At 43.1% G+C, this 15,807-nt stretch carries 16 protein-coding genes and 1 pseudogene; 7 read left to right on the top strand and 10 right to left on the bottom strand.

What is annotated here, in order from left to right:
* Positions 1-132: 132 nt before the first annotated feature.
* Positions 133-2,097, bottom strand: coding sequence for a tetratricopeptide repeat-containing diguanylate cyclase (locus OCT63_RS07825; protein WP_269983516.1), 1,965 nt, complete (start codon positions 2,095-2,097; stop codon positions 133-135).
* Positions 2,098-2,356: 259 nt separating this feature from the next.
* On the opposite strand from OCT63_RS07825, the gene OCT63_RS07820 reads away from it, so the two are divergent.
* Positions 2,357-3,463, top strand: coding sequence for a M20/M25/M40 family metallo-hydrolase (locus OCT63_RS07820; protein ID WP_269983515.1), 1,107 nt, complete (start codon positions 2,357-2,359; stop codon positions 3,461-3,463).
* Positions 3,464-3,568: 105 nt separating this feature from the next.
* Here the strand turns inward: OCT63_RS07820 and OCT63_RS07815 are convergent, their stop codons facing one another.
* Both OCT63_RS07815 and OCT63_RS07810 read right to left on the bottom strand, forming a co-directional pair.
* The gene (locus tag OCT63_RS07815) at positions 3,569-3,991 is read right to left on the bottom strand and encodes a DUF3859 domain-containing protein (RefSeq protein ID WP_048611912.1); all 423 of its coding nucleotides are present in this window, start codon (positions 3,989-3,991) and stop codon (positions 3,569-3,571) included.
* 67 nt (positions 3,992-4,058) lie between these two features.
* On the bottom strand, positions 4,059-4,427 hold the full coding sequence (locus OCT63_RS07810; RefSeq protein WP_269983514.1) for an ATP-binding protein: 369 nt from the start codon (positions 4,425-4,427) through the stop codon (positions 4,059-4,061).
* 272 nt (positions 4,428-4,699) lie between these two features.
* Between OCT63_RS07810 and metA the strand changes: the two genes are divergently transcribed.
* Positions 4,700-5,641, top strand: a complete 942-nt coding sequence (gene metA / locus OCT63_RS07805; protein WP_161672568.1) for a homoserine O-acetyltransferase MetA — start codon at positions 4,700-4,702, stop codon at positions 5,639-5,641.
* A 169-nt stretch (positions 5,642-5,810) separates the two neighbouring features.
* Positions 5,811-6,542, top strand: a complete 732-nt coding sequence (gene pilW, locus OCT63_RS07800) for a type IV pilus biogenesis/stability protein PilW (RefSeq protein ID WP_269983513.1) — start codon at positions 5,811-5,813, stop codon at positions 6,540-6,542.
* A gap of 89 nt (positions 6,543-6,631) precedes the next feature.
* Here the strand turns inward: pilW and rlmF are convergent, their stop codons facing one another.
* Together rlmF and OCT63_RS07790 are read right to left on the bottom strand one after the other, a co-directional pair.
* Positions 6,632-7,885: a 23S rRNA (adenine(1618)-N(6))-methyltransferase RlmF gene (rlmF, locus tag OCT63_RS07795; RefSeq protein WP_269983512.1), complete on the bottom strand. Its 1,254-nt coding sequence runs from the start codon at positions 7,883-7,885 to the stop codon at positions 6,632-6,634.
* 4 nt (positions 7,886-7,889) lie between these two features.
* The gene (locus tag OCT63_RS07790) at positions 7,890-8,387 is read right to left on the bottom strand and encodes a YgjP-like metallopeptidase domain-containing protein (RefSeq protein ID WP_269983511.1); all 498 of its coding nucleotides are present in this window, start codon (positions 8,385-8,387) and stop codon (positions 7,890-7,892) included.
* A 153-nt stretch (positions 8,388-8,540) separates the two neighbouring features.
* Between OCT63_RS07790 and OCT63_RS07785 the strand changes: the two genes are divergently transcribed.
* Entirely contained in the window at positions 8,541-8,777 is a 237-nt protein-coding gene (locus OCT63_RS07785; protein ID WP_004734934.1) for a glutaredoxin family protein, read from the top strand.
* Positions 8,778-8,990: 213 nt separating this feature from the next.
* Here the strand turns inward: OCT63_RS07785 and OCT63_RS07780 are convergent, their stop codons facing one another.
* Positions 8,991-9,863 (bottom strand): LysR family transcriptional regulator, encoded by an 873-nt coding sequence (locus OCT63_RS07780; protein ID WP_269983510.1) that lies wholly within the window; start codon positions 9,861-9,863, stop codon positions 8,991-8,993.
* A 128-nt stretch (positions 9,864-9,991) separates the two neighbouring features.
* On the opposite strand from OCT63_RS07780, the gene OCT63_RS07775 reads away from it, so the two are divergent.
* Complete coding sequence (locus OCT63_RS07775; protein ID WP_269983509.1) at positions 9,992-11,191, top strand: MFS transporter; 1,200 nt, start codon at positions 9,992-9,994, stop codon at positions 11,189-11,191.
* Between the two features lie 85 nt (positions 11,192-11,276).
* Positions 11,277-11,843, top strand: a complete 567-nt coding sequence (locus OCT63_RS07770; protein ID WP_060467810.1) for a DUF1415 domain-containing protein — start codon at positions 11,277-11,279, stop codon at positions 11,841-11,843.
* A 39-nt stretch (positions 11,844-11,882) separates the two neighbouring features.
* Here OCT63_RS07770 and OCT63_RS07765 read toward each other — a convergent pair.
* Positions 11,883-12,952: pseudogene (locus tag OCT63_RS07765) on the bottom strand (sensor domain-containing diguanylate cyclase).
* 212 nt (positions 12,953-13,164) lie between these two features.
* Here OCT63_RS07765 and OCT63_RS07760 point away from each other — a divergent pair.
* Entirely contained in the window at positions 13,165-13,740 is a 576-nt protein-coding gene (locus tag OCT63_RS07760) for a nucleoside triphosphate pyrophosphohydrolase family protein (RefSeq protein WP_161672576.1), read from the top strand.
* Positions 13,741-13,847: 107 nt separating this feature from the next.
* Here OCT63_RS07760 and OCT63_RS07755 read toward each other — a convergent pair whose 3' ends face one another.
* The 3 genes from OCT63_RS07755 to cydB form a co-directional block, all read right to left on the bottom strand.
* Entirely contained in the window at positions 13,848-14,336 is a 489-nt protein-coding gene (locus tag OCT63_RS07755) for a GNAT family N-acetyltransferase (RefSeq protein WP_060467812.1), read from the bottom strand.
* Between the two features lie 214 nt (positions 14,337-14,550).
* Positions 14,551-14,652 carry a cytochrome bd-I oxidase subunit CydX gene (cydX, locus tag OCT63_RS07750; RefSeq protein ID WP_017057417.1) on the bottom strand — a complete coding sequence of 34 codons (102 nt, stop codon included), beginning with the start codon at positions 14,650-14,652 and terminating at the stop codon, positions 14,551-14,553.
* A 10-nt stretch (positions 14,653-14,662) separates the two neighbouring features.
* A complete protein-coding gene (gene cydB / locus OCT63_RS07745) occupies positions 14,663-15,799 on the bottom strand; it encodes a cytochrome d ubiquinol oxidase subunit II (protein WP_269983508.1) in 1,137 nt (378 codons plus the stop codon).
* Positions 15,800-15,807 lie beyond the last annotated feature (8 nt).

The raw sequence follows: 15,807 nt of genomic DNA, 5'->3' as shown, positions 1-15,807 counted from the left end.
TCAAATCATAAATGACACTCTAGATTAATTCAGATCAACTTAACTAAACGTGTGATCAGCTAGCCTAAAGAGCTCCATAAATCATTCTTATCTCAAGAAAATCAGAATGACTTTTTGTTTCCTAATAAGCGATCAGCTTTCAGCGATGATAACTTGATTCCTACCCAACTCTTTCGCTTGATACAATGCATCATCCGCGGCTTTGAGGTACTTCTTATAAGTATCTTGATTGAGCTGTTCATGAGCAATACCAATCGACGCCCCTATCGATGTGGTGAGATCTAAAGAGCCGGATTGCGTAGCAATGGGGGTTTCGGAAATGGCTAAACGGATAACGTTCAACTGTTGCTCAGGATCAATGGAACCAGACAGCAGTATAACGAATTCTTCACCACCCCAACGAGACACTACGTCATTTGGGAATAAGTGTTGCTTTACTCGCCTTGCGACTTCCACTAAAACCTCATCACCAACATCATGTCCAAAGGTGTCATTAACGCGCTTAAAGTGGTCAAGATCTAGAATGACGAGACTGATCCCAAACCGTGAAGTATTAAATGGCATTGGCTGAGTTAACAACTGCTCCAGATAGCGTCGGTTGTATAAACCCGTTAGCGCACACGTTGTAGATTGAGTGACCAGCGCTTTATTTTTACTTTGAATGTTGCGAAGTCTAATCGCCAGTAATCCAGCACTAATACTGACCATTATAATCAATGTCACCACAACTCTGTTTCTCAGTTGTTCCTTTTGAAGCAGCAACTCGTTGAGGTCTTTTTCTATATTGAGTAATTCATTTTCGTTAGCGAGAGTCTCCTTTGCATAGTCTTGTTCTAGTAAAAAAATGTCACTCTGCCTTTTATCAAACAATAGCGCTTTGCTGCCATGATAATATTGTTTGTAATAACTCAGTGCACTATCAAAGTCGCCCTGAGATTCGTAATATTCAGCCAGTGTTTTTAAGCCTAGCAGCTTCCAACTTCTGCTCCCTACCACTTCAAAGATTGCACGTGCTCGTTCAAGATCATCTAATATGTCGTCATCTTGATCTAGTCCAATGTTTGCTAACGCACGGCTTAGATAACACTGCCCGTTTTGAAGCGTGTACTTCTTAATATTCGGCGCTTGAAGGCATTGATTAGCCACTTGCAATGCTTTGCTGAAATTGCCCTCTGATAGTAGTACGTCACTGTAGGTTCTCAGTAATAAGATTTTGTATCGAGCACTGACTCTTTTGCTATCGAGTGCTTTTGCTTTCTCATAAGCAATTCTGCCATTCGTCACATCACCACTGCTTAAGTACACAAATGCCTCGTTTATGTAGAGAATGCCAATCGCGTCATCTTCAAGTAGGTCACTTTTAAAATAGAGCTTTTTTGCTTTATCGATAATACGCAGGGCTTTCGGCCAATCCTTTAAATAGATGTAGAGCAGAGCCATGTTCGACATCAGCTTGCTATTATAAATGTGCGTTGGATACTGCTTGCCAAGTTGCAGCCCTTTATAGAGAAAGTACTGAGCGTCTTGCAAGTCGTTTCGCACGTTATTGATTGCTCCCGCGGTGTTATACGCTTTAACCAATAACTGCTCGTAACGAATAGATTCAGCAACCCCTATCGCGGATCTAATTTCAATTTCAGCGATTGCAAGTTCCCCTTCCTTAAGGTATTCAATCGCAGATTCAACCAATAATTCTGACTTCAACCACAACATATCTTCATGCTCAGACAACGCTTTTATTTGTTCTACGTAGCCCATCAGGGCGTCGGCATCTCGTTGATGTTGAGCCACATTCGACAAAATCATAAGTCGATAAGCTTGGTATATTGCTTTGTCATTAACGCCAGTGGGCGGCCGAAGTAGATCAAGTTGATGTTTTGCAACAGATGGGGAACTGCGTGACAAACCGAGAATATGAATTAACTTTTTTCCATATTCAGTTTGAGAGAGTTCTTTTTCTGGAGTGTAGACAGAAGTTTTGTTGGCTTGAGGAGGGCTCAAGTCCACATCATTGAGCGGATACAGTAAATAAAGCCCGAGTACGACACTGATGGTCACCACGAGTAGAAACGAACCTAAAACGTTGTTTTTATTCATGTATTAAGAACGTTACAAATTGAATGATCATAGCACTGCTGTTTACCCATATTAGAAACTTATTATACCCGAGCCCTACACAGATTAAAATATTATCAGTTCGACGAACTGAACAAGGTTATTCTCACTAATTAGAATAATCAGGCAATTTTCTTGATTTAACTCAGGCATTCATCTGGCACATTGGCGTTATAGTGATTTTCCTGTTCCTATAGCCGTGACTTCTGACGAACGAGCGGAAACATAATGAGAATTAACAATGACCCAAATTAATGAACAACGTCTTGTCGACCATTTCTGCGATCTTGTGAAAATCGATAGTGAATCACGCAACGAAAAAGCCATCGCGGAAGCACTGGCTGAGCAGCTAGGCGAACTAGGCTTTGACGTACATAAACTGGCCGTTCCGGCAGAAGTGTCGAATGGTTTCAATATCTACGCTCGTTTAGATGGCACACTTCCAGGTAGCACAGTATTCAGCTGCCACATGGATACAGTAACGCCAGGTATTGGCATTGAGCCAATCATTGAAGACGGCGTCATCCGCTCTAAAGGCAACACGATTCTAGGCGGCGACGATAAATCGGGCATCGCGGCTATCATGGAAGCAATACGTTGCATTCAAGCTGAAGACCAAGCGCACAAAACCATCGAAATCGCATTCACCGTATTCGAAGAAGGCGGTTTATTCGGTTCTCTGAACTTCGATATGTCTTACATTCAATCTGAGCACGCTATCGTTCTAGATACAGGTGGCCCGATTGGTACGATCGTAAACGCTGCACCAGGTCAACAGAAGGTAACCGCGACAATCAAAGGCCGCCCGGCTCATGCTGGCTTGGCACCAGAAGAAGGCATCAGCGCAATTCAGGTGGCTGCAGACGCAATCACCAAGATGAACCTACTTCGTGTCGATGAAGAAACAACAGCAAACGTGGGTATTGTTGAAGGTGGTCAAGCGACTAACATCGTAATGCCGGAGCTTAAAGTAGTAGCAGAAGCGCGTTCACTGAACGGTGAGAAGTTAACAGCGCAAGTTGAGCATATGATTTCAACATTCGAAGCAAGCGCGAAACAATTCGGCGCTGAAGTAGAAATCGAATCAACTCGTGCTTACGATGCATTCGTGATTGCAGATGATCACCCGCATATTCTTTCTATCAAATCGGCATTCGAGAAACTTGGCGTAACGGCAAACACCAAACGTACAGGTGGCGGTAGCGATGCAAACAACTTTAATGCTAAAGGTCTAACAACCGTTAACCTTTCTACAGGGATGGCAAAAGTTCACACCACTGAAGAGTACATCGCGGTTAAAGACATGGTCGCAATCACTGAGTTTGTTATAGCTTACGTAACACAATAATCTTACTTGTGAGCTAGATGGTGAACATCATCTAGCTGATATCAAAAAGCCGAGTCTAGTTTGGACTCGGCTTTTTTGTGTTTCAACATAGCTAGAATTTTGAGCTTAGAAACCCCTACGCTTCCAAAACTGTCCTTCATCTTTTGCCACTAGGTCGAATGTCTTGTCGGCGATGATGTTACCTTTTAGCTCGACTGTCATGCGCCATTTACCGAGCTTGTTTGAGACTGGAGCCCAAATGGTATCGCCTAAATAGAAATCCCAATCGTTGTTGCCGACATACTCTTCACCATCGAATGGTTCTAGCACTTCGCCTTTGTCTGTGGTGATGTTCGGGTGATAAATACAGTAGCGGATCTTTTCGCCTTTGGCTTTTTTAATATTCAGAATATAACCAAACTCTACGTCAATTTCGGCATCAACGATGGTGGTGAACTCTTGGATTTTGGGAAGATCTTTAGATTTAGAATCCCATGTGGAGTAGATACCATAAGAAGTCATGTCGACCACAACAGAGCGCTTTGCCATTTGAATCATTACCTTGGAGTTGTTCTATTAATTTAATCTATGTGCCATTAAGTCACGCAGCACGAGGCTATTCTTGCCAATCTTTCGCCATTCGCTTAATCACTGAAGGTTCAATGTCGTGAATAGTGCCATATTGCTCTCGGCATACTTCTATAACCAGGTCCGCTTTATATTTGAGTGCAAGTTGGCGATAGGCTTTCATTTCCCACTGCTTGATAAAGGTATTTGATACAACAACATCTAGCCCTTGTTTCAGGCCTTTTTCCACTGTGTTCTGACACCACTCATGAGCCTGTTGTAATCGCCTAGGATCAAACTGATACACTCCTTGACCATTCACAAAATACATATCGGCTTCGACATGCAGTGCATCGTAGGTTTGCGCTTTTGTTGACTTGCCGGAACCGGGCAGCCCTCGAATGAGTATTAACTTCATCTATCACTTTGCAGGCTAATTTGAAAACGTAAGTTTATCTTAAATGTTCGTCGCTTGCTCTGATAACTACCTTGCGTCACTTACAAAAATCCCCCCTATATCCGACTCGGATAGTCGTTCGACATGATGGTAAGCGACTTGAAATCGACGGATTGTTTCTGATAGAAGACACAAATAATTTACAACTATCCATTTTGTATATCGACAAGCGTGTCAAACTATTATAGATTTAGATGTATAGACGTCTACATATCTAACTTAGGGAGAAAGCTGTGCCTATTCGCATTCCAGACCAATTGCCCGCATCCGATGTTCTTCGTGAAGAAAAAATTTTTGTTATGCCGCTATCAAGAGCATCGACACAGGAAATTCGTCCACTTCGAGTCTTGATCCTCAACCTAATGCCTAAGAAAATTGAAACAGAAACTCAGTTCTTACGCCTACTATCAAACAGTCCATTGCAAGTAGATGTAGAGCTACTGCGCATCGACGACCGGCCAAGTAAGAATACACCCACAGAACACCTTGATAACTTTTATCGTCAATTTGAGATGGTAAAAAGTCGTAATTTTGATGGGCTGATCATCACTGGTGCGCCGCTTGGTTTAGTTCAATTTGAAGATGTTATCTATTGGGAACATCTACAAACCATCATGGAATGGGCAAACAAACACGTTACGTCGACTCTGTATGTATGTTGGGCAGCTCAAGCTGGTTTGAAATTGCTGTATGATTTGCCAAAGCGCACTCGTAAAGACAAGCTGTCTGGTGTTTACAGTCACGAAATACATAACCCATTTCACCCTATTTTACGTGGCTTTGATGATACGTTCTTAGCGCCTCATTCACGCTATGCCGACTTCTCTCAAGAATACTTAGCCGAGCATACCGATCTCGATGTTCTTGCGACTTCCGATGTGGCGGGAGTATATTTGGCAGCAACGAAAGACAAGCGGAACGTGTTTGTAACAGGTCACCCGGAATATGATGCTCATACACTTCATAATGAGTATATTCGTGACTTAGGTGAAGGCATGGAGCCGGTTATCCCTATCAACTATTACCCAAACAACAATCCAGATAATAAGCCTATTGCTAGCTGGCGTAGTCATGGTCACTTATTATTTTCAAATTGGCTAAACTACTGCGTTTACCAACAGACACCTTACGATTTGGATCACTTCAGCGAAGACAATTTCACAAAAGACGATTAAACGGCAAGTTATTTTTGTCAGCCATAGAGATCTGTATTCAATAGGTTGTTGATAATAAAGCCAATTGGATGCGGATTTTTTATGGTAAGTGGCTCGCATTCCATAGCAGATTTAATACTTCGACTTATTCGATTCCATATGATGGGCTGGTGTTCATAAGGAGCTGCACATGCCTGCCAAGTCATTTTTATCAAATTTCATATTATTCACATCTCTTTCACTAATAGGCTGCGTCTCTATCACTGAAGGCCCACCTAAAATAGAAAGTGACCCAATTGCGATGTCTGAGTCCCGCATTGAGTTAGGCTTAGGTTACATGGGGCAAGACAATATGGTTAGAGCTCGTGAAAACCTAGAGTTAGCGATCAAGCATGCGCCTAGTTATTACAGAGCACGACTCTCTATGGCGCATTACTATGAAAAAGTTGGCGAAGTAGACGAAGCAAGATCCACATATCAAAAGGCGCTAAGCTTAGATTCAAGAAACGGTAATGTACTGAATAACTACGGTACGTTTTTGTGTAAACAAGGCGAGTATGAGCAGGCCGATAAGTACTTCAACCGAGCCATCGACCAACCCTATTATTATTTAGTCTCTGCCAGCTATGAGAATGCGGCGTTTTGCGCGTTTAAAGCCGGTAATACTGACCAAGCAAAGTATTACTTCACACGTGCTATTGACCACGATCCGAATCGAGCAAAGTCGATATTACAGCTATCAAAGATTGAAGTAAGTGAAGCAGATTATAATAACGCGAGGCTTCGTCTGTTCAAGTTCCACCAGCGCTATGGCTATCAAATTCCATCCCTTCAAATATTGGTCGAACTGGAAAACAAAGCCGGAAACAGTGCGCTTGAGAAGAAGTACCAAACCAAATTAGACGAGTTGCTCTCCACTTAGACTCGCTGGAATATAAAAACGGGCTTGTTGAATGAACAACAAGCCCGCTTTCTTATGTAATCTATTAGATACTTTCTGGTATTGAAGTGTTATTTAAGCGCAATCCACTCTTGTCTCTGCTCATCATCCATAAAGGTCCACGCAACAAAGCGGCTCACCTTTTGGCCTTGCGACATCTCTACCACTTTCACTTGTTTTGCTCTTAACTTACCAAGCTCTGAACGAATCATATCAACGTTGTCTTTCTTAGAAATCAACGTAGTAAACCACAGTACTTGCGTAGCAAACAGTTGGCTCTCTCTGGCCATTTTCATAATGAAAGCCGCTTCACCACCCGGACACCATAACTCCGCTTTTTGACCACCAAAGTTCAACGTTGGCTTATCTTTTTTCGCCTGCGATTTTTTAGATTCAGGCTTGAATGACTTACCTGCTTTCTTAGCTCGGTTTGCCGCTAGATTATCAAGCTTACGTTGCGACCCTTTTTCCGCTTCTTCTAAAGAGCCGTGGAATGGAGGGTTACAAATAGTGACATCGTAACGTTCGTTATCCTTAATCACACCTTTAAAGATAGCTTCAGAGTCTGCTTGCAATCTCGCTCGGATCTTACCTTTTAGGTTCGCGTTACTTTCTGCAATGAAGTTGGCCGTTTTGATGGATACAGGGTCAACATCGGTACCCGTACAACGCCATTTGTATTCTGTCGTGCCAATAATTGGGTAGATACAGTTTGCGCCAACACCAATATCCAACGCCTTCACAGAAGCGTGATTATAAGGTTCGCCTTGACCATCGCTGTTAAGGATGTCTGCCACTCTATGAATGTAATCTGCTCGGCCTGGAATTGGCGGACATAGGTAACCCGCGGGAATATCCCAGTGCTTAACGCCATAGTGATGTGCTAGTAGCGCCTTGTTAAGTAACTTAACGGCCAATGGATCAGAGAAATTGATCGTATCTTCACCGACAGGGTTCTTAATCAAGTGCTCTTTCAGCTCAGGTAACGCAGCAACCAATAACTCGAAGTTGTAGCGACCTGTGTGTTGATTTTTTGGGTGCAGTCTACCCGCAGGCTTAGCCGTATTCTTGTTACGTTGTAAACCGCCCGTTCGTTTCGGGCCTGAAGGCTTTTGCGAACCGCTTGTTCTTTTTGGTGCGCTCTTATTCGAAGTGCCTTTTTTAAGCGGTGCTTTACCCGCTCCGCCTTTATTATTGGTTGGTTTACTAGAAACTTGCTTGGCTTTATTCTGTCCCGCCGCTTTTGAATCCGTATTGTTACGGTTTTTATCAGAGGCGCTGTTTTTCGACAGGCTTAGCGTGGTTCTATTTTGTGATTGGCTCATTAGGCTACTTCTTTAAATCTAAATACATCATGAATAAACGGGCATCCAACTCAAGTTGGTGATATTCCGGTTCCATGTGACAACATAGTTGGTAAAAGGCTTTGTCGTGCTCTTTCTCTTTGATGTGCGCCAGTTCATGTACTACCAGCATTCTAAGCAAAGGTTCTGGTGCATTTCTAAAGACACTGGCGATACGAATCTCATTCTTCGATTTGATCTTGCCACCGTGATTCTTCGCAACATAAGAGTGGAGGCCTAATGCATTATTGATTAGGTGTATCTTCCCGTCGTAAATCACTTTGTTGATGGGTGGTGCTTTCTTCATGTAGCGATTTTTAATCTCAATCGCATAATCAAACAAGGCCTTCTCGCTTTTTATTTCATGATTATTTGGATAGCGAGCTTCAAACCAAGGCACTAATTTACCTGACTCTACAAGTTGAGTCACAGGGTCGATAATGTGCTTAGGATAGCCTTGGATATAGCGTAAAGAAGGATGCATTCTGAAAGACCGTACAAGTTACGCCACGACAATACGTTGTGGTCTTGAAGTTTGAGCCGCATAGTGTAACTGATCACACTTTTCTAATCACCTAGGATTCGTTACACTTTAGCAAGATTCACCAAGAGCTAGACTCAGCAAGAGAATGTAAAAATGAAACGTGTTGTATTGTATGTCGCAGACAAATGCCCACACTGCAAAGATGCCCAGCGCTATTTGGACTCTAAAAAAATTGAATACCGCCTAACGAACGCAAAGATGCAGCGTGGCCGTAAAGAATTACAGGCAATGGGTGCTCGCTCTATCCCTGTACTGAAAATCGGCGACCAAGTGATGGTCGGATGGAATCAGAAGAACTTCGATAAGATGTATAACTCAAAGAACACATAACGAGCTTTGAGCTAGTCATACTTCCATACAACAAAGCCCGCAGATCCAAACCAGGATCTGCGGGCTTTGTTTTGTCTATTTCATCTTACTTAGGGCGTTTTACTCTTTGTTGAGGGGGATTTGCTTAGAATGACTAGGCTGCTTCCCCCTCGCCGCGATTAAAACGCTTTTATCTCGAACAAAATTTAACCACGAAAGGTCAACACGCCCTAATCACACATACTGCTTCACGAAATAAATAAAGGTTCGGTCTGCCTTCGACAGGTAACCTTCTTTTCTCCAAGCCAACGATAGGTTGAGTTTTACAGGCTCTTTAAATGGAACACCTACCACGTCTTCTTCGTACTCAGTGACTAAACTGAGTAGCGCAGTGATGGCAAATTCTCGCTTTACAATGGAAAGAATCATCGGTAGCAAGTTGGTCTCGAACGCAATGGTCATATCCAAATTGTATTTTTTGCAAGTCGCGTCGATGAAATCGCGGTGGAAGTAACCCGACTTAAACATGATCAGCTCTTGAGCGAAAAACTCTTCAAAAGTGATGGATGGCTGTGATGCTAATGGGTGCTCTTTGCCTACAACGGCTAACATCTCTGAACTTAGCAGATGGTCGGTTTCAAGATCGTCAGGCACATTTTCATGATTGATAACGCCGATATCGAGTTCACCGCTTAATAGCATCTGGCGTATCGAGGCTGTACCCGCATCAATTAGTGTCAATTTTAGGTTTGGGTATTGGCTTTTAAAGGCCATCACCACCTGTGGGAAAAAGTAACTCCCCATCATGCTTGGCGCCCCTAAGCGCACCTCTCCTTTCTCTAGCCCCTTTAACTCGTTCATCGCAAGCTGAGCGTCATCAAACTGCTGAGAAATCCTCCTGGCATGCTCGAACAACACCTTGCCCTCTTCCGTTAACGTCACGGATTTGTCTCCGCGCCGAAACAGAATTAACTCCAGTGTTTGTTCAAGTTTCTTAATGGAAATACTCAATGCAGGCTGTGCAATATGCAGCGCTTTAGCCGCCTGAGTGAAGTTACCAAACTGAGCAACGGCCAGAAAATGTCGAAGGGGTTTTGATTCAAGCATATCAATACATTAAATATATGGAGGTGATATTTTTAATATATTTCTTTAATCACCTTCGTACTGATAACTTGTTCACAAATAGATTACTTGTTCAAAAATAACTTAATTAATCGCACAGGCGTATGCAAATGTTTGATAAAGGCAGTACTCAATACAAACGAATCACCCAATCATTAGCGATTGGCTCGTTTATCATTTTCTGTAACCTCTACCTTTTTCAACCTATTTTGCCGCACATGGCGGAGCATTTCCAAGTATCAGAAACCCAAATCAACTGGCTGTTTGCCGCTACGACACTCGGGCTATCCATTAGTTTGGTGCCTTGGGCTATCGCATCTGAAACCTTTGGTCGAAAACCCATTATTCTATTCAGCCTGTTTGCTATCCCATTGATAGGGCTAAGCATGGTGTTCACAACGACCTTGTTGCAACTCGTGATAGCCCGCGCATTCATGGGCGTTGCTGTCGCGGCTTTCGCTGGTGTGGCAGTTGCCTACATGGTCGAAGAGTTAACCCCCAAAGCCTTTGCCGTCGCCATTGGTGGTTACATTGCGGCTAACTCGCTTGGCGGAATCTTTGGGCGTGTACTTGGCGGCTTAATCACAGACTATTTCGATTGGCACGCAACTGTTCTATTTTTCGTAGTCGGTTCATTGCTAGGTGCGCTCTTTATCGCCTACCGTTTACCTGAACAACAGAACTTCAAACCTCAAAAAGGGCTGTTCTTTCACCACAATCGCTCGGTAGTCATGCACTTAAGAAACCGTACCTTGTGGCTCGCGATGTTGATTGGTGGTGCTAACTTTGCGCTGTTTGTTAACCTGTATTCTGTAATGGGTTTCCGGTTGGTATCTGAGCCACACTCCGTGCCCGTTGGTTTAGCGTCACTCATATTCCTATGCTATTTAGCTGGTACTGTCAGTTCTAAGCTATCCAACAAATGGACACAGCGCTTTGAACCTCTGAATGGCATCTTAATGGGTGTATGTATCAGCTTAATCGGGATGTTGATTTCTGCTGTTGATAAGGTCCCGTTCATGCTAGCAGGGTTGTTGTTGATTAGCGGCGGCGCGTTCTTCGCTCATACCCTTGCCTACTCTTGGGTCAGTCAAAAAGCATCGAGTGCAAAAGCTACAGCAACCGCGTTGTACCTTGTACACTATTACATTGGCGGAAGCTTGGGCGGGTTCTTACTCTTGTACTGCTGGCAGTTATTTGGCTGGACCGGCGTGATTGCAGGCGGTTCTATCTTCTATATCGCAATATTTGCTTGGGTTTATCAGTTGAAACAACTTCAAGCCTCGAGCTCTAAGCTAGCTGAAGCTTAACTAAGGTAAGGTGTCTGATTGAATTATTGCTTTTGATTGACGTCCGTTCTGATATCCTACGCAAAATTTCATTTCGGAACCTGTTATGTCGAACACTCAAAGCACAGATCTTCAAACCATCCACGACCAAGTCAAACAATGGTTAGATGATGTCGTTATTGGCCTAAACCTGTGTCCATTCGCAGCCAAGCCACAACGTAATAAACAGATTAAGATCTTTGTGAGTGAAGCGAATACGGAAGAAGCGTTGTTGGAAGACATCATGACGCATTGCGTAGAGTTAGATAACACGCCAGTTTCTGAATTAGAGACGACATTGGTAGTTGTACCCAACATGCTGCAAGACTTCTTCGACTACAACATGTTCATTGATTGGATTGAAGCGCTGATCAAACAGGAAGACTGGGAAGGTGTTTATCAAGTTGCAACGTTCCACCCAGATTATTGCTTTGGTGGTGCGGATCCAGAAGACGATGAAAACTTAACGAACCGTTCTCCGTATCCGGTTTACCACTTGATTCGTGAAGCAAGTATGGAGAAAGTGTTGAAGCACTACCCTAACCCTGAAGCGATTCCTGATACTAACATTGCAAGAGTTGAATCTTTAACGCCCGCGGAACGTCGTCAATTGTTCCCTTATCTATTCAGCTAATTGCAAACAGTTGAACACTGAGAACGAACCAGTTTCGGTTTACGAACCGGAGTATTCTTGATGATATGGACGAGAAATAAACTGATCTCGCCCATTTTTTTCGCAATGTACAGGCATTCGTCGGCAACTTTGATTAGCTTATCTAACGCCGACATCCTTTCCCCTTTAGTATCCCCTGTGTTCAACTCAAAATGACAGGCACCAATTGATATGGTGACTGGCTTTCGATCCAGTGTGATTTTCTTTATCTCTTGTAAAAGAGCTATTAACTTATCTTCAACACCATTTTGTGTACTATTAGGGTACCAAAGAATGAACTCCTCGCCGCCAAAACGCGCCACAAACTCACCTTCTTGGGTATTCTTGCTCAGCAGATTCGCCACTTTTTTTAATACCGCATCACCCATTTGGTGACCATAAGTGTCGTTGACCTGCTTAAAGAAATCGATATCCACAACAGCCAAGGTCCCTTTCCCTAGAGAACCTTTTAACTGTTCCACTTCTGCATTCAACGTTTTGAACAAGCAACGCCTATTCGGCAAGTGTGTTAAAGGGTCGTACAGAGCTTGGTACTCTAGTTTCTCATTCAGATCTTTGAGTTTTCGTTCTTGTTGTCTTCTAACGAGTTCCACTTCGATCCATGAGGCCATAAGTCTCATAACATCAATATCGAACTCTTTGAACTCACGATGGTAGGCCGCTGGGCTTGAAAAGTTTAAGGTGCCATAAAGCTCATCATTAACGAAAATGGGGATGCCAATGTAAGACTCTAGGCCAAAAGACTGATACGCAGGATGCGTCGCATACTGATCGTGTTTACCACAATGCTCAATACAGGTAGGGCCAATAGATTTGCAAGTAATCTCGCAATAGGTCGAACAATATTCGAAGGTATCACCGCGATGGAGATCAACACCTTCAGGTTTAACACAGTGTTCAACAAAGTAAGTGTTACCATCAATTTTAGATAAGATACCAATATCTAAGTTGAAGCGTTCAAGGCCCATATTAAGCAACTGAGCAATCTGATTATCGAAGCCCTTTCGATAATCGTTGGTGATTTGATACAAGCGGCGTATAACAACTTCGCTTTCACTAGCTTGGTGCATAATGATATCCCACTGCTGCCGAAGTTAGTGACAACATTAACATTTCTAATATAAACAAGAGTAAAAGGGAGAAAAGTATAATAATCAATGGATTTGTGTACAAAATGCCTCATTGATCCAATGAATAAAGGTCGAGTTCTTCGACTTTGCGTTAGCACCCTATTCCTAGCTTTGGTAAAATACTCTATTAACGAAACAGAATGGATAGGAATATGACCCTTTCTCAACTAAACCAAGAAATCTACGATCACCTTTACCGCGATATTAAAGAGTTCCGCAGTACTTTTGATCTGCCTGTTGCTGCTCCTGAAACCATGGATGAAAAAGGCGATACGCTACATACCTCTTTAGCGATCGAAGAACTGACAGAACTTGCAGAAGCTGACTCTAAAATCGAGCAAGCAGACGCTATCGTAGACAGCGTTTATGTTTTGATGGGACGTTTGGTTCACCTTGGTCAAGCTAAGGTAGAAGACAACCTAGCAATCAGTTATCTGATCGACTTGCTGCTGAATGTTTCTAAGAACCGTTCAATCGACTTTCTGCCTTGTTGGGACGAAGTACATTCAAGTAACATGAGCAAAGTATGTCGTAACGAAGCAGAATACGCTGAAACAGAGGCCTTCTACGCTAAACAAAACATCAAGCTGATGGCGGTTCAAAAAGGCGAATACATCATCGCGAAGTGTGCGGAAGATTTCGTATCTGAAGGCAAGACAATTCGCCAAGGTAAAGTACTTAAATCAGTACACTACCGCCCTGCGAACCTAGAGCCACTAACGGCTTAAGTACAGCTACGACTCAAGCTGTTTAAAGCACCGCGAGCTAAAATAGCAAACGCCACGTTTAAATAACGTGGCGTTTTATTATCTGCCAGTGATTTTTAGCGGCGTGCCTATATCAATCGCGCCATGTGATAAGCCGCGACATAATTACCATTTCTAAAAGCAAAACTCGCAGACTCCCCTTCAATAACAAAACCGAACTTCTTATACAGGCTAATCGCTCTTTCGTTATCGGTATAGACCGTTAACTCCATTCGCTTGATGTTAATCCAGTTATCACACAAGTCGATCGCGGTCGCGAGTAACTGACTACCGACGCCTTTGCCTAATACATCGTCTTTAACACCCATACCAAATGAAGCAACATGACGCCTTCTCGGGTTTATACACACTTCCATTCCCAAGTTACCGACAATTTCCCCATCGATCAGCGCGACATAGGAATACACGTTATCAGGCATATTAGAAATTCGTTTTTGCCAGCTTTCCAGAGATGGATTTGGGAGTTGCAGCGTACCAGTATAAGCATTAGTGCATTCGTAGATTTCTTTGATTCCCTTCGCATCTGACGGTTCAGACCGTCTCACTATAATACTCATCGCAACTCCTACTATTATTCACTAATTGTGATACACATCCTCAATGTGCACCTAAACACACTAACAAATAGTGAATATTAAACAATAGGTTAATTAAGAATGTTTTTGTTAGAGCTACAGGTTGGATAGGTCATGATCCGAAAAGGACATGAGTTTGAGGAACAAAAACCAGAAACGCATATTTCTGGTCTTCTTTTTATTATTGTGCAAGCGACTAGGACTCTGTTTCCGAATCACTTTTCTCTAAACTCATAACGTTCAAAACAGCGAAGGAAGCAGCCAAGAATAGACCTAATATCCAAACAAAATACCACATGAAAAACTCCTTAATACAGTGAATGGCCATTACGTTCGACATACTCGCTATCGAGTCGCCCAAACATGGTGCGGTAGCTAAAAGCGGTGTAACACAAAATGATGGGCACCATCACAAATGCTACGCCTGTCATTATGTTCAAGGTTAGTTCGCTCGATGTTGAATCCCACAACGTTAAGCTATGGCTTGGGTTAATACTCGATGGAATAATGAATGGGAACATCGAAAAGCCAGCCGTTAAAACAATGCACGCATTAGTAAAACTTGAGCTGATGAAAGCCAGCGCATCCCACTTTAATCTCGCACTCACCAGCGCCAACAGCGGAATGAGCACACTGCCAATCGGCGCAAACCACATCCAAGGGTAAGTATCGAAGTTGGTTAACCAAGCACCAGTTTCTGCTATCGCTTGTTTATTCAACGGGTTTGAAACCGCGCTATGGTTCAACTCACTAACAATCAGATAACCATCAATTTGGCTTATCGCTAAACCGCCAATAACCATAAGACTGGCCACAAGCACTGCACTTCCCTGTGCCACCAATCTTGCCTTTCGATATAGCACATCAGTGGTTTTCATCATCAGCCAAGTACTGCCTTGTAACAACGCCATCAATAACCCAACGAAGCCACACAACAGGGCAAACGGATTAAGCAAATCAACAAACGATCCGTGGTACTCAACCATAAGCAAGCTATTGAGCGAGAAAGGAAGCCCCTGCATCAAGTTGCCAAACGCGACACCAAATAAAATCGGCGGAAAGAAGCCTGAAAACGAAATCGCCATATCACATACTTTTCGCCATTGGTCGTTGTCTATCTTGGCTCGGTATTCAAGAGCCAAAGGACGCAGCCACAACGAGATAAGCGCCAAATACATCGCCACATATAAGCTTGAAAACGATGTCGCATACACTAGCGGCCAAGCCGCAAACAAAGCGCCACCTGCGGTAATTAACCACACTTGGTTGCCGTCCCAATGGGGTGCGATGGAGTTAATCATCACACGCCTTTCAGAGTTGGTTTTACCGATAAACGGTAACAACGCTCCGACTCCCATATCGAAGCCATCGGTGATCATAAAACCAATCAGCAATACACCGATTAGCACCCACCAAATTAAACGTAATGTGTCATATTCGAACATGAGTCAGT

The sequence above is a fragment of the Vibrio sp. RW genome (assembly GCF_027587105.1).
Lineage (GTDB): Bacteria > Pseudomonadota > Gammaproteobacteria > Enterobacterales > Vibrionaceae > Vibrio > Vibrio toranzoniae.
Note: the sequence above shows the minus strand (reverse complement) of the source record. Positions and strands in the feature narration are given on the sequence as shown.

What these genes read in the sequence shown, in the direction of transcription:
- OCT63_RS07825 (WP_269983516.1), bottom strand. Translation starts at nt 2,097, where the DNA reads ATGAATAAAAACAACGTTTTAGGTTCGTTTCTACTCGTGGTGACCATC.
- OCT63_RS07820 (WP_269983515.1), top strand. Translation starts at nt 2,357, where the DNA reads ATGACCCAAATTAATGAACAACGTCTTGTCGACCATTTCTGCGATCTT.
- OCT63_RS07815 (WP_048611912.1), bottom strand. Translation starts at nt 3,991, where the DNA reads ATGGCAAAGCGCTCTGTTGTGGTCGACATGACTTCTTATGGTATCTAC.
- OCT63_RS07810 (WP_269983514.1), bottom strand. Translation starts at nt 4,427, where the DNA reads ATGAAGTTAATACTCATTCGAGGGCTGCCCGGTTCCGGCAAGTCAACA.
- pilW (WP_269983513.1), top strand. Translation starts at nt 5,811, where the DNA reads ATGCCTGCCAAGTCATTTTTATCAAATTTCATATTATTCACATCTCTT.
- rlmF (WP_269983512.1), bottom strand. Translation starts at nt 7,885, where the DNA reads ATGAGCCAATCACAAAATAGAACCACGCTAAGCCTGTCGAAAAACAGC.
- OCT63_RS07790 (WP_269983511.1), bottom strand. Translation starts at nt 8,387, where the DNA reads ATGCATCCTTCTTTACGCTATATCCAAGGCTATCCTAAGCACATTATC.
- OCT63_RS07785 (WP_004734934.1), top strand. Translation starts at nt 8,541, where the DNA reads ATGAAACGTGTTGTATTGTATGTCGCAGACAAATGCCCACACTGCAAA.
- OCT63_RS07780 (WP_269983510.1), bottom strand. Translation starts at nt 9,863, where the DNA reads ATGCTTGAATCAAAACCCCTTCGACATTTTCTGGCCGTTGCTCAGTTT.
- OCT63_RS07775 (WP_269983509.1), top strand. Translation starts at nt 9,992, where the DNA reads ATGTTTGATAAAGGCAGTACTCAATACAAACGAATCACCCAATCATTA.
- OCT63_RS07770 (WP_060467810.1), top strand. Translation starts at nt 11,277, where the DNA reads ATGTCGAACACTCAAAGCACAGATCTTCAAACCATCCACGACCAAGTC.
- OCT63_RS07760 (WP_161672576.1), top strand. Translation starts at nt 13,165, where the DNA reads ATGACCCTTTCTCAACTAAACCAAGAAATCTACGATCACCTTTACCGC.
- OCT63_RS07755 (WP_060467812.1), bottom strand. Translation starts at nt 14,336, where the DNA reads ATGAGTATTATAGTGAGACGGTCTGAACCGTCAGATGCGAAGGGAATC.
- cydX (WP_017057417.1), bottom strand. Translation starts at nt 14,652, where the DNA reads ATGTGGTATTTTGTTTGGATATTAGGTCTATTCTTGGCTGCTTCCTTC.
- cydB (WP_269983508.1), bottom strand. Translation starts at nt 15,799, where the DNA reads ATGTTCGAATATGACACATTACGTTTAATTTGGTGGGTGCTAATCGGT.